This window comes from Bradyrhizobium sp. P3_C3 (assembly GCF_056402655.1).
In genome coordinates this window covers 94114-107238 of sequence record NZ_JBFUGY010000002.1, presented here as the reverse complement: position 1 = coordinate 107238, position 13125 = coordinate 94114, and the positions used below count along the sequence as shown (strand labels likewise).

The window sequence follows — 13125 nt, the reverse complement described above, 5'->3', positions numbered from 1 at the left end:
GGTTACAGGTCATCCCACCAATTTTGTGGTGTGATGACGCCAGCCGAGATGATTCAACCAACCGTAAAGCCGTCATCGATCGGAACAGTGAACTGGAAGACGGCTCCGCGCGGTTCGTTTGCAGTCGCCCAGAGCCTGCCGCCATGCGCAATGATGATCGAGCGGCATATCGACAGTCCGACACCGAGGCCGCCCGACTTGGTCGTGTAGAAGGGTTCGAACAGCCGCGCGAGGCCCTCCGTCGACAAGCCCGGTCCCGAATCCGTGATCGATACGCGTATGCTCTCGGCATCCGCTCTCGCGGTCTGGATCAACAGCTCGCGCTTGCCCCCCGTTGTCTCGCTCATGGCCTCGATGGCGTTCAGGATCAGGTTGAGCGTGACCTGCTGCAGCTCGACGCGATCCCCGATGACCTTGGGCAGACGATCGGCGAATACCGTCTGGATCGACACATCGTGCCGCGCTGCTTCGGCCTGCGTGAGTTCGATGACTTGGCCGATGACGTTGTTGATCGCCAGGGCATCCCGTTTGGGCGGTGATTTTTTGACGAGATCCCGGATTCGCTCAATGACCTCGCTGGAGCGAATGCCGTTCTCGATGGCGCGTGTCAGCGCCCTGCGCGTCTGCTCCAGTGCCGGTGGTTGGTGATCGAGCCAGCTCAAGGCCGCTTGTGCGCTGGCGATGACGGCGGTGTTCGGCTGATTGACCTCGTGGGCGATCGACGCCGTCAGCTGTCCCATCACCGCCACGCGGTTGGCGTGGGCCAGCTCCATCTGAGCCTCGCGGTAACGCTGCTCGTTCTCGCGTGCCTCGGTTTCGGCGCGCTTGCGCTCGCTGAGATCCAGCACGAAGGCAACGCCTTGCTCCTGCTCGTCGTCGAACAAGGCTCCGCCGGTCAGCACCGGCACCCGGCTGCCGTCCTTGCGGAAGAACGCCTTTTCGAACGGGTGGACAACCCGCGTCGCCTTCAATTCGGCCCGGGCGCGGTCGGTGCGCTCCTGCCATTCGGGCGGCGTCAGATCTGCCCAGCGCAACCGGCCTGCGGCGAGATCCTCGCGATCATATCCCATGGTCTTCAGGAACGCGTCGTTGGCATCGAGAATGTCGGGGGTGTGATCGAAGATGAAGATCCCGATGATGTTGGCCTCGACCAGCCGGCGGATCCGCGACTCCCGCTCCTGAAGCTCCCGGTACAGACGGGCATTGTCGAGCGAGGTCGCGGCCTCGGATGCGAGAAACTTGAGAATCGCGATCCGGGCGGGTGTGAAGACGCGCGAGGCGAGATTGTTCTCGAGATACAGAAATGCCACCGCCCTGCCTTGCTTGACGAGCGGCACGCACAAGGCTGATCGGACGTGCTTCTTCTGGATGTACTCGTCGCCGCCGAACGCGCTGCTCGTCGAGGCATCGTCGAGCACGACGCTTTCCTGGGTGCGAGCCGTGTAAAGCACGATCGACATCGGGACTTCGGCGGCGGAGATCGGTGAATCGGCGAGATCGAGAGTGATCGAACCGCCGCCAGTCACCGCGTCCGCCCGAATTCTCAGCTCGGAACCCCTCGGTAGAATCAGCACTCCGCGTTCCGCACCCGCATGCTCAATGGCCGAACGAAGCAGGGTCTCCGTGAGCTTCTCCAGCACGATCTCGCCTGAAACAGCCTCCGACACCTTGAGAACCGTCGCAAGGTCCAGCTGTTCGACAGGTGCACCGATCGTCCCTGCGGCGCTGAGCGCGGATCCTCGCTCCCGCAGGCCCGGATGGAGTTTCTCGAGCTGGCTCACCTTCGCCTCGGCGCCCCAGCGCGCGTAACAATCGCGCGCTTTTGTCAGGTAGGACAGAACTACCGTTCGAATGCCGCGCGCCTCGTAGAACCCTGCTGCGCGTTCCGCAGCGATCGCTTCGATCTGGGCGCAGCCGGATTCTTGCGCCAATCGGATCGATTCCTCGTACAGTTGTTCCGCCTCGAGTTCGCGACCTTCGATGCGCGCAAGCTCCGCCGCGACGAGCTTCTGCCGGGCAGCGTAATTCGCGGGGCAACGGTTGGACCAGACTGTCAGCTTGCGGTGGTGTTCGCGGAGGTCGTTGAGGCGTCGCTCGCGATCCTCGGGGCGCGATGCGTGATAAGCCCCGGCATGAGCGAGCGCCGTGTAGAACCGGTATTCGGTGAAATCCGAATAAGAGCGGGCGCACCATGAGAGCGCTTCTGCGCGTGCGGCGAGGGCAATCGCGACATCGTCACGTCCGGCAATGACTTCGATCTGAATTTGCGTCGCGTAGTAGAAGAAGGCGCTTATCGGTTCGCTCGCATCCGAGGGCTGAAGCGCCGCGKGGCTCTCGAAGTCATTCCGGCCATTGCGCCCCATAAGGCTCTGCGCCAGATCTCGTTGCCTGATGAGGCCCTCCGCAGCCAATCGGACGCCCAGACCCTCGGCGAATGCCAGAGACCGCTCGGCGCGCGAGCAGACGTCCATGAGCGGATCGCCGCAGAAGAGATCCACCGATATCAGTCCGCGATGCGAATACGCCGCGAATGCCAGATCTCCGGTCGTCAAGCAGATTGCGAGTGCGCGCCGAATGAACGGCCGTCCCGATCGGATCGGGAGAATCCATGGGGTCACGTGAAGGCCGAATACCAAAAGCGCCCGGCCGCTCAGCCCTGTCTGCGGCTGCCTGTCAGCAAGGGCTGCGCCAAATTGTGATAGCCGGAATCCAAGTTCAGCATCGGTTGAATTGCTCGCGAGCACGCCGAATATGGCGGTCAGCGGGTAGCACGCTTCAGGGCTGGTCCCGTGCTGGAGCGTCAGTCGAGTGGCCTCCAAGAGCATGGTGTCGGAGAGGTTGCGATCGGTGAGAAACGCAGGCGTGAGGAGGTCGGCCAGGACGCCCATGGTCGCACGATGATCCGGATCGGTCATCGGCGGTAGCGCATGAAGCTGCTCGTCGGACAGCTTTTCGGTCAAGCTCCGCAGGCGTCGCCGATCCTCGTCCACCTCGCTGCGGCTGGGATGAGGAGACCAGTCAATCCCGGTTCTGCGCAAAAATGCGAGGCAAACGTCGACCGCGCGCTCGAGCTGTCCCGCGGTGGTGTATAGCTGCGCCTGGAGTCTGGCGACCTCGGCGCTCGCCTGAATGTCCGAACAGCTCTGCGACAGGACCGTCAATTCCGCTTCCGCCGTGTTCAGCTCGCCGAGTAGGAATTTGCATTCGGCGTGGAGCAGGCCGATCGCGAAGGCGTCCCGGCTGCACCGCGGATGCCCTTCCTCTCCGAGCAGTTCGCGGGCGATTTCAAGGTAGGTTGCCGCCGCGTGGTAAGCCGTTGCATTTCGGGCGCGCCGGCCCGCGGCGAGATTGACGGCAATGACCTGTTCGCGTTCAGCGCCGTTCGTCAAAGCGGCGATGCCGCGGTTCAGCTGGTTGGCGACGATATAGACGCGCTCGTTGGTTTCGTCGGGCGTCAGCTGCGCTGCCAGGACCAGACCGATCCGAAGGTGCAGGGTCGTTCGCCTGTCCTGGTCCGGTTGAAGCGCATAAGCGGCCTCTTGCACGCGATCGTGCACGAACGCGTAAGAGCTCTTGAGGCGTCGGACCAGCTCGAGACGCGTCGCGTCTCGCAAATCAGCGTGCAGCGTCTGCTCCGATGCTCCGTGCACGAGGCAGAGCATTGCGATCTCGGCGCTGTTGCCCAGGCAGGCCAGCTCCAGCAGGGCCCGACGTGTCTCGTCGCGCAAACCGCTCAGCTTGCCGACCATGAGACGCGCGACGTTTTCGGCGTAGCTCTTTTCCTTGATGCGTTCGAGATCCCAGTGCCACTGTCGCCTGTCATGATCGAAGGCCAGTAGTTCTTCTTCGGCCAGTGCCCGCAGAAACTGCGTGAGAAAGAACGGATTCCCGTTCGTCTTCTCGTATATCAGCTGCGCCAGGGGCATGGCGTATGCCGGCTCGCAGTGAAGTGCATCCGCGGTGAATTCCTCGACGGCAGCGCTGGTGAGGGGTGCCAGGTCGATTTCCCGCACCCGTTTACGGGAGGCCCGAATTTCGACGAGCCGTTGTGCCAGCGGATGTTTGACGTCGACATCCTTGCGTCGATAGGCGGCAATGAGAAGCAGATTTTGCAGGTCGGATCTGTTCAGAAGAAACGCGATCAGATCCAGTGTGGCCACGTCGAGCCACTGCAGGTCGTCGAAGAAAAGCACGAGTGGATGGTGAGGCTTGGCGAAGATGCCAATGAAGCGTCGAACGACGAGTTGGAAGCGTCGCTGTGCGTCTTGCGGGGGGGCATCCGGGACAGGTGGCTGATCCCCGATCACCAGCCGCAGCTCCGGTACGAGATCCACCATCAGTTGACCGAGATTGCCCAGCGCTTCGTGCAGTGCGCTACGCCAGGGTGCCAGATCGGCATCGCTCTTGGCGAGGAGGCCTCGGATAAGGCCTTGAAGCGCATGCGCGAGCGTCGCGTAAGGCATATCGCGCTTGTGCTGATCGAACTTGCCGGAGGCGAAGAACCCTCCTAACGGGATCAAGGCCTTGTGCATTTCGTCGACGAAAGCGGACTTGCCGATACCGGAGGGGCCGGACACCAGGATCAACTCGGGCGTGCCGCTCCGGGTGACGCGATCGAACGAGGTGAGCAACGCCTCGATCTCGTGCTCCCTGCCGTAGAGCCGTTCGGGAATCAGCAGGCGGTCCGGTGTATCGGTTTGGGCCAGGACGAAATCATCGATTCGTCCCTGCGCTTCCCATTCGGCGAGTGACCGTTCGAGGTCGCTCTTGAGACCGGCTGCGGTCTGGTAGCGGTCCTCGGCCGTCTTGGCGAGGAGCTTCATGATGATCGCCGACACGGCATAAGGCACGCCATTGACTCGTTCGGCGGGCGGAACGGCACGTCTCGCGATGTGGCTGTGCACCCATTCCATCGGACTGGCCGCGGTGAACGGCAGTGCGCCCGTCAGCATCCGGTAGAACGTCACGCCGATTGCGTACAGATCGCTGCGGGAATCGACGGACCGGTTCATGCGGCCGGTCTGCTCGGGCGCCATGTAGGCCAGCGTGCCCGCCATGGTCTCCGGTGGTTCGAGCTGCTGTCGCTCGCGCGGCAAGCGAGATGCGAGGCCAAATCCGGTGATCCTGACCTCGTCTGCCCCGGTCACCAGAAGATTGGCCGGCTTCAAATCCTTGTGGACCAGGCCCTGCCGATGCAGCTGATCGACGGCGGTGGTGATGCCGAGAGCCAATCGCAGAAACCGGGTCAGCTTCATCGGCGCGCCGAGCAGTTGTTCGAGCGGCTCGCTGCCGGGATCTTCCAGTATCAGCAAGATTCGACCACCGTCGCGGATCAGCTCCAGCGGCCGTACGGCCCAGGTCCCATCGAGTTCGTCGCGCAAGGCGTATTCATGGGCGAGCCGGTCGAGGACCGCGGCCGGCGGATGTTCCGTCGCCGCCCTTACGGTCAGGACGCTGTTGACGTCTCCATCGGCGCCCCGGCGCCATTCACGGCAAAAGACGCGCTCGCCGTCGTCCCATGACGCCTTGAGACCGGCATTGCCATTCGTGGATACCCGCGAGGATACGTCCATCTGCCGGACTCCGGAACTAGCCGGCCAGTCGATTGAAAAGGAGGGAAAGGTGTTCACCTGTCCCGTTCGGGAACGTACTCCCAACGCCAATCCCCAACAATAGCCGGGATCGGAGCCGCGGTATGGGCCACATTCCGATTTCGGGGCGTGGCTCAACCAACTGCAAAGCCGTCATCGATCGGAATAGTGAACTGGAAGACGGCTCCGCGCTGCTGGCTTCAGGCTGTTCACTCTGCGAACAACCTGGCTGAAGTTCCAGACCCTCCAGCTTTGAGCGTGGGGGAATTGCGGGATTCTTCGAAAGGTCATTCAGCGAGGACAGTGTCAAGATCTGTAAGCCGTCGCCGCAAACCTACGCTCGAATGGAGAATGAACTTGGCGTCCGTCCCTCGCAGCTCTGCATGATCGCCTGCCACGCTTGGGATACGCGCAACGCCGTGGCGGCCGGCTGGGAAGCTGCGTTCATCAGGCGGCCCGGCACGCTGATCCTGCTCTTCCAGTGCTGCCCGGCGCTATTGCATCGCTTCCTGTCGAACAATCCCGTTCTGAGCCGGCGATACGTCGGCTGCTGCCCGGAGGAGGTCCCGCTTGAGCAGATAGACGGAAGCCGCAAGCAGTACGACGTCCTTCATGAGGAAGAGGAACGGCAACGTGGCCGCAGGAAAGCCGCCGGCCGGCGCGGCCCAGGCGTCGGGGAAAAACGGAATGATCGTGACGGTGGCGACATAGGTCGCGCATGAACCCAGCGACCCCAGGACCGCCAGTCTTCTGTTCCAGAAGCCGAGCAGAAGAAGCAATCCAAACAGCAATTCCGCTGAACCCAGGAAGTAGGCCGCGCCGCGCACGCCAAACACCGGATACAGCCAGAAGATCAGCGGACCATTGCTGATGAACGGAATCAACGCGTGCGCTTCGTAGTCGAACCATTTCTGGCAGCTGAAGACGAAGAAGACGATGATCATCGCCACACGCGTGGCATGGTAGTCAAAATCACCTCTGACCAGATCGAGCTCGGACAGTTTCTTTATGAGATGGTCCATCTGATGTCGTCTCATCCTCGAGGTCGCGGATTGGCGGCAAGGGCGGCGTCGACGTCTGTCGTTATCCGAACGGTAGCCAAGCTTCGAAGGACGCGCTGTGCGCGGATTATCGTGCTTTTTTCAAACTTGCGCTGTTCGGCCGCAGGCGGCCGGGATCGGCGTGGCCTGACATCGCGTCGCCCTCGGTGGCTCGCCCTTGGCGCCGCAAACCCATACCAAAGTATGGGTCTGTGCATCACAATCGCGAGATTGTCGGAGGCACCCACCGAACGCATGCTCGAGGCCGACATGCGCAACCGATCATGGCGCAGCTACTGGATTTTCCTCTGTTGGGGAGACCGAACATGTGCCTCTCGCGAACAAGCATCGAACGCCACGACAGCAGCCGCCTGGTCAACTGGAGAGCGGCTTGCGCTTCAATCGCCCGTGTTGCGATCGCGTTTCGATGATGATCGCGTCTTGCGAGGGTAAGTCAGGTGAAGGTCCCTTACGTAGGTGTCGTCGATGACGACGAGGCCCTGTGCCTGTCTTTGGTGGATCTGATGCGATCGATCGGCTACCGCTCCGAGCCGTTTGACAGGGCCGAAGCGCTGCTGAGCTACGCCGGCCGGTTCAGCTTCGACTGCATCATTGCCGACGTTCACATGCCTGGAATGGGTGGGCTCAACCTCGTTCGCGAGCTCCAGCAGCAGAAGGTCGGAGCGCCGGTGATTCTCATTACCGCGCTTCCTCACAAGCAGCTGGACGCCGAAGCGGCCTCGATCGGCGCATTCTGCCTTCTCAGAAAGCCGTTCGAAACGAGCGCGCTGCTTGAGTGTCTCGACAGGAGCCTTCGAAGATGAAAGCGCTCTCGGGTGACGACATCACGTCCTCTATGGCGACGCCATCGTCCTGCGGCGACGATCCCGGGCGTGCACGACCCCGGGGGGATACGGATCCGCCGCGTCATGATCGCCGGAAGGCGGCCCGTTGGGAGAGATGGAACGATTGTTCGGAGCGATGGGGCCGGCTCTTGCTTGCGGCGCGAGCAGGGGATGGAGACGCATATGAGCGATTGCTGCGGGAGCTGGATCTGTGGCTTCGGGCCTACTACGCGCGCCGGCTTCCCTATCCCGCCGCCGACGATGCGAGGCAGGAGGTGCTCCTGGCCATTCACGCGAAACGCCACACGTTTGCGGCCTCGAAGCCCTTCGGCGCCTGGGTCACGGCGATTGCCCGCTATAAATGGGTCGATCGTGTGCGCGATGCGTCTCGCTACAGCGCGCTCGCGCTCGACGAAGACATCGCAATCGAGGATCACGAAGGTGCCGCGATCAGCGCTGCCGCGCTGGACCAGCTGCTTGGGCGGTTGAAGCCTGCGCAAGAGAGCGTGATCCGCCTCGTGAAGCTCAATGGTCTGAGCATCGCGCGAGCGGCCGGTGCGACCGGACAGTCGGCGGCCCTGGTCAAGATCAATATCCATCGCGGCCTGAAGAAATTGTCCACATTGGTCTCCTGACGTCATTGCGGCCGCGGGCCGGGCCGACCGAGACGTCGTGCGAAGGAAAGCCGAAATTGCTTCAACTCCAGAACGAAATGCGATCTACGGTGGCCGACCTGACGGCGGCGTTCCGCTATGACATCATGGAAGGGCTGAGCCTCGCGCCAAAGGCAATTCCGGCGAGATGGCTTTATGACCGCCGCGGATCGGCTCTGTTTGAAGCCATCACGCTGCTGCCCGAATACTACCCGACTCGAACCGAGCGATCGATCCTTGCGTCCGCAGCATCGGAAATCGCCGCGCTCGCGGGGCCGGGCCGCGCAGTCATAGAATTCGGCTCAGGCTCGTCGGCAAAGACGCGACTGTTGCTGGCAGAGACGGAGCCTTCTGCCTATGTGCCGATCGACATCTCGGGCGAATTCCTCCGGGAGGTTGCGGCAGGCCTGACCCATGCATTCCCGGGGCTGCCGATCTATCCAACCGAGGCCGACTTCACTTATCCCTTTTCTTTGCCGGAAGAGATTGGGGCGACCGCGCGCCTCGGCTTCTTTCCGGGGTCGACGATCGGAAACCTCACTGTGCCTGCGGCGGTCGATCTGTTGCGGGCGATGGCGGTGACCCTGGGTGCCGGATCGATGCTGCTGATCGGCATCGATCGTATCAAGCATCAGGATGTTCTGCTGCCGGCATATGACGACACGCAAGGGCTGACGGCCGCATTCAATCTCAACCTCTTGCATCGGATCAATCGCGAGCTGGGCGGCTCGATTCCCCTGGGCGCCTTTCGCCATTTGGCACGCTGGAATGATGCGGAGGCGCGTATCGAGATGCATCTGGAAGCCACGCGCGACGTCCGCTTCGAGGTCGACGGTCGCGTCTTCTCGTTGTCGAAGGGCGAGACCATCCACACGGAGAACAGCCTCAAATACGGGCGGAGGGATGCCTTCGTCCTGCTGCAGGCCGGCGGATGGCATCCCGTCGCCGATTGGAGTGACGACAGCGGGCTCTTCTCGGTCATTCTCGCGGAGCAAAGGCCCGCGCCGGCGGCGCCCTAGGATGAATCGGGGCGCAGACGGAATCATTTCCAACAATATCGCCTCAATCGGCGCAATCCACGAACAGCGAGGCTCGTACACATGCTGCATAATGTGCGCGTCATCATGGCAATCAACTGCGTTGAGGCGCGACCATGCAACTCCGTTCATCCCTCATCCTGAGCTTCGCCGCCATACCTCTAACCGCCCTGGCAGATCCACTCCCGGCGCCGTCGCCGAAAGCGCCGAGCCCGGCTGAGACCGTCCAGGTGCAGCCGCGCGGAAATGAATTCATGCCGAATTCAGTCGCCGAGGATGCGTTGCAGAAGCGCATTACCGACTTCAACCGGAAACTGGAAGGTCTGGACGCAGATCTCGACAAGAAGCTGAAAATCTGCCGCGGGTGTTGATCGAAATCCGGTTCAGCAAACAGCGATAGGTCTGCACATGAGGCACACTGTCACCGGTTCGTTCCACGACGGCGGAAGCGGGTGCGCGCACTTTGAGCGGATCGCTCCGATCCGGGATGACGAGCTCGAGCTTGTCGTCAGGGAATTGCAGCATCGCATGCGCAATATCCTCAGCATCGTTCTGTGCTTCGTGAACAACACTGATGCGAATACGACCGCCGATTTTCGCGAGGCGCTCTCGGCACGGATCGCGACCCTGTCCGACGCCTACAGGATGATCGAATCCGCGGGAGAGCAGCGCGTGTCTCTCGCGGCGATGCTGGAGCGAACGCTCAAACCGCACGCGATGTTTCACAGAGGCCGCATTCTGCTCGCGGGGCCGGACCTCACGCTGGAGCCGCACTTCGCCTTGGCGCTGCACGTCATCATTCACGAGCTGGCTACCAACGCGAGCAAGTACGGCGCGCTGACATCGACGGCAGGAGCCGTCGAGGTGATCTGGGAGAGTCCGCCCTATCTCGGCGGACAAGGTCTTGCGATCCAGTGGCGCGAGCGCGGCGGACCGATTGTGACCAAGCCAGAACGCAGAGGCTTTGGCACGCAACTGATCGCAAGGGCCCTGCCGGGCGCGCAGGTCGATCTCGACTTCGCACCCGACGGTCTTGTCTGCCGGCTTCTGATCGATCTCGGTCAGACGCTGACCACGCAAGGGCCTGTCAGTTAGGATCAGGAGGATCGACACCATGAGTACATTGGCGAGTGCCCCGCGCAAATCGTTCGCAAGCAGGCTGCCGATATCGGGGCTGCTTGCGGGAGACCTGGATTACCACATTGTCCGGGCGTCGATGGTGATCCTGTTCTTCTTCTTCGGCTACCAGAAATGGTGGGCGTACGAGGCGGATCGCCTGGACCCCTTCATCAGCAACGGTCCGCTGATCTGGTGGCTCTATCCCGCTTTCGGCCATCAAGGTGCCAGTTGGTTCCTCGGCGTCGCCGAATGGACCTTTGGTGCTTTGATATTCGCGGGCTTCTGGAGCAAGCGCCTCGGGATTCTGGGCGCCCTAGGGTCGACCGGCACCTTCATCGCAACAGTCACGATCATTCCGTTTATGCCGGACGGTTGGGACGCTGCTGCAGGCGGCTTTCCGGCGATGACTGGCAACGTTCCGTTCCTGATGAAGGATGTCGTGCTGCTTGCGGTATCGTTGTATCTGCTGAAGCAGGATGCGGCCCGTGTCCTGCGACTTGAGGCTTGAGATACAGCGGCGCCAGCTTTGAGCTCGCGATCCAAACGGCAGCAGCGATACGGAAAACAGATGAGCGAAGTTTCCCCAGATCAGTCGGGGTGTCGCCGCGCTGGCATAGTGCAGAAGATGGTGATGGTTCACCCAGACGATGGCGATGAAGAGATAGCTGACTGCGTAGCCGATGACGCTCGGCCAGAGTTCGAATAGAGCATCGAGGCTCGGAGCGTGTGGCGGGCGCAGGTCCAGGGCGAGAATTGTAATAACGACTGCAAAAACCGCATCCGAGAGGGCATTCAGGCGTTCTGTCTTCGGAGAGTCCGCGGTCATCATTCTCGTCCTTTGCCGATGCAGGCCTGCCCGGCAGTGTCTCGACGCCCCGATCGGGCCTGAACAGCAGGCGAGTCATGCCGACGGCGAGCGGGGCGCAATGCCGTTGCTCCGCACTTTCGTGGACATTCGGAGCAAACGTCGCATCGGTTACACCTGCTTCGAAAAGAATCGGGGCGAATGCGCAACGACGTGCATGGCGCGGGCTCGTGAACCGCGGCTCTCGCGACCAAACTTGGCAACGTTCGCAAGTCCCGTTACATGTTGCGGCGTACTGACGCGCTCTCGTCCCACCCCTCGATACGCAAGCGGCGGGGTGATGCGTCGAGACGTCTGGAAATGATTTTCACGACGAGACATCTCGGTATGAGGCTTGATAACGAGACGCACGAACTGGATCTGGTCGCAAAGGCGTTTCAGATTATCTCGAGAGAAATCAGCTATCAGGGATTGGCCAAGGCTCTTCTCATGGAGGCGCTGAGTTACTCCGGGGCCAGTCGGGGGGCGATCCTGCTCAGCGGACAAAGAGAGTTGCTTGCCAAGGCCGATGCGAGCTTCCCGCGCGAGAGGGCGAACTTCCTTGCCTCCTTCCCGCCGCACGCCGAATTCCGCTTGCCGAGCGACCTTGCCGAACAGGTGCTCGATCGAAAGCAAACGGTCGTGAGGCAAGCCGGCGCGGAGAGCTCGGCACTGATCGATCCCGCAAACCCGCCGTCTGGAAAGATAGCGCAGCTGTGCCTGCCGTTGATTCACCAGCACTGGGCGATTGGCGTTCTCTATCTCGAAGCGGATGGAGATGCGGAGATCTTCACGCCGCGATGCGTCTGGGTGACATCCATGCTGGCCAATCAGGCCGCCGTCTCATTCGAATCCGTCCGCCTGTTCGAGGCGCTGCGCGAGACCAATATGTGGATGGTCAGAGGTCAGCAGATCGGCGGGATGGGCAGCTATCGCTGGAACACGCGCACCCTGCTCTCGCGCGGATCGCGCGAATGTTACCGCATCCTGGATATCGACCTGGACGTGAACCCCGTCCCATTCGAGGTGTTCAGGAGCCGGGTCCATCCCGAGGATTATCCCGCGCTGGAGCAGGACCTCACCGAGGCGATCAGCACGAAGTCGCCCTTCACCCACGAGTACCGCGTGGTCCACCGGGACGGCAAGACGTTGCATGTCGTGGCCGTTGGGCAATTCGATGAGGGCCCCACGGGAGACCTCGAGCTGGAAGGCATCATCACGGATGTCTCGCAACGGAAGGCGGCGGAGCAGGCTCTCGCCGACGCGCGAAACGAGCTTGCGCGGGCGACGGGTCTGACGTCCCTTGGCGAGCTCGCCGGCTCGATCATTCACGAGATCGATCAGCCGCTGACGGGCATGATCATGAGCGCGGAAGCTTGCCTCCGATGGCTCGCCCGGGATCCCGTTCAAGCCGGGGAGGCCCGGAAATCGGTCGCGCGCATCATCAGGCAGGCACGCCGGGCTGCGGAGGTTGTGACCGGGGTCCGCTCTCTGGTGCGGGGCACGCAGGTCCATTTTGCCGAGTTCGATATCAACGATGCGGTTGCGGAGGTTCTGCTTCTGTCGAACAGGGAAATCGAGCGGGCCGGGGTCATCGTCCGTACCGACTTCGATCGATCATCGCCGCGTGTCGAAGCGGACCGTGTTCAGGTCCAGCAGGTCGCGCTCAATCTCGTGCGCAATGCGATCGAGGCCATGGCCGCGGTCGAGGACGGGAACCGCATTTTGGCCCTCTCTTCGGGGGTCGCCGATGGTATGATTTCCGTGGCAATCGCGGATACGGGGGGCGGCATCAGCCCGGCTGATAGAGAGCGGGTCTTCGAGACGCTCTATACGACGAAGGGAGCGGGACTCGGTCTGGGACTGTCGATCTGCCGCAAGATAGTGAAACTCCACGGAGGACAGCTATGGGTGGAAGAAAACGGGAGGTGCGGAGCGAAGTTCACCTTCGCTCTCCCGCTTCGCCAGGCGGTTCAGACGTCGGAAAGCCGGTAGA

At 62.0% G+C, this 13125-nt stretch carries 9 protein-coding genes and 1 pseudogene; 7 read left to right on the top strand and 3 right to left on the bottom strand.

The window, feature by feature from the left end; all coding sequences use genetic code 11:
- Positions 1-53: 53 nt before the first annotated feature.
- Both AC1DW2_RS03050 and AC1DW2_RS03045 read right to left on the bottom strand, forming a co-directional pair.
- On the bottom strand, positions 54-5573 hold the full coding sequence (locus AC1DW2_RS03050; protein WP_477005209.1) for a trifunctional serine/threonine-protein kinase/ATP-binding protein/sensor histidine kinase: 5520 nt from the start codon (positions 5571-5573) through the stop codon (positions 54-56).
- A gap of 512 nt (positions 5574-6085) precedes the next feature.
- Positions 6086-6613, bottom strand: a complete 528-nt coding sequence (locus AC1DW2_RS03045; RefSeq protein ID WP_208089005.1) for a YkgB family protein — start codon at positions 6611-6613, stop codon at positions 6086-6088.
- Between the two features lie 476 nt (positions 6614-7089).
- On the opposite strand from AC1DW2_RS03045, the gene AC1DW2_RS03040 reads away from it, so the two are divergent.
- The 6 genes from AC1DW2_RS03040 to AC1DW2_RS03015 all read left to right on the top strand — a co-directional run bounded on the left by AC1DW2_RS03040 (position 7090) and on the right by AC1DW2_RS03015 (position 10793).
- A complete protein-coding gene (locus tag AC1DW2_RS03040; protein ID WP_063980875.1) occupies positions 7090-7455 on the top strand; it encodes a response regulator transcription factor in 366 nt (121 codons plus the stop codon).
- On the top strand, positions 7452-8111 hold the full coding sequence (locus AC1DW2_RS03035) for a sigma-70 family RNA polymerase sigma factor (RefSeq protein WP_208089004.1): 660 nt from the start codon (positions 7452-7454) through the stop codon (positions 8109-8111). Before AC1DW2_RS03040 ends, AC1DW2_RS03035 begins: the two co-directional genes overlap by 4 nt.
- 56 nt (positions 8112-8167) lie before the next feature.
- Entirely contained in the window at positions 8168-9148 is a 981-nt protein-coding gene (gene egtD, locus AC1DW2_RS03030) for an L-histidine N(alpha)-methyltransferase (protein WP_441498328.1), read from the top strand.
- A gap of 134 nt (positions 9149-9282) precedes the next feature.
- Entirely contained in the window at positions 9283-9537 is a 255-nt protein-coding gene (locus tag AC1DW2_RS03025) for a hypothetical protein (protein WP_063980878.1), read from the top strand.
- 37 nt (positions 9538-9574) lie between these two features.
- Positions 9575-10261 (top strand): HWE histidine kinase domain-containing protein, encoded by a 687-nt coding sequence (locus AC1DW2_RS03020; RefSeq protein ID WP_477005208.1) that lies wholly within the window; start codon positions 9575-9577, stop codon positions 10259-10261.
- A 19-nt stretch (positions 10262-10280) separates the two neighbouring features.
- Positions 10281-10793 carry a YkgB family protein gene (locus tag AC1DW2_RS03015; RefSeq protein WP_208089001.1) on the top strand — a complete coding sequence of 171 codons (513 nt, stop codon included), beginning with the start codon at positions 10281-10283 and terminating at the stop codon, positions 10791-10793.
- Between the two features lie 48 nt (positions 10794-10841).
- Here the strand turns inward: AC1DW2_RS03015 and AC1DW2_RS03010 are convergent.
- Positions 10842-11111 (bottom strand): annotated as a pseudogene (locus tag AC1DW2_RS03010) (TMEM175 family protein); the annotation flags it as partial.
- A 366-nt stretch (positions 11112-11477) separates the two neighbouring features.
- On the opposite strand from AC1DW2_RS03010, the gene AC1DW2_RS03005 reads away from it, so the two are divergent.
- Positions 11478-13124, top strand: coding sequence for an ATP-binding protein (locus AC1DW2_RS03005; protein WP_477005207.1), 1647 nt, complete (start codon positions 11478-11480; stop codon positions 13122-13124).
- The last annotated feature ends 1 nt before the right edge of the window (position 13125 follow it).

Coding starts and splice junctions, on each gene's coding strand:
- AC1DW2_RS03045 (WP_208089005.1), bottom strand. CDS start 6,613: ATGGACCATCTCATAAAGAAACTGTCCGAGCTCGATCTGGTCAGAGGT.
- AC1DW2_RS03035 (WP_208089004.1), top strand. CDS start 7,452: ATGAAAGCGCTCTCGGGTGACGACATCACGTCCTCTATGGCGACGCCA.
- AC1DW2_RS03025 (WP_063980878.1), top strand. CDS start 9,283: ATGCAACTCCGTTCATCCCTCATCCTGAGCTTCGCCGCCATACCTCTA.
- AC1DW2_RS03020 (WP_477005208.1), top strand. CDS start 9,575: ATGAGGCACACTGTCACCGGTTCGTTCCACGACGGCGGAAGCGGGTGC.
- AC1DW2_RS03015 (WP_208089001.1), top strand. CDS start 10,281: ATGAGTACATTGGCGAGTGCCCCGCGCAAATCGTTCGCAAGCAGGCTG.
- AC1DW2_RS03005 (WP_477005207.1), top strand. CDS start 11,478: ATGAGGCTTGATAACGAGACGCACGAACTGGATCTGGTCGCAAAGGCG.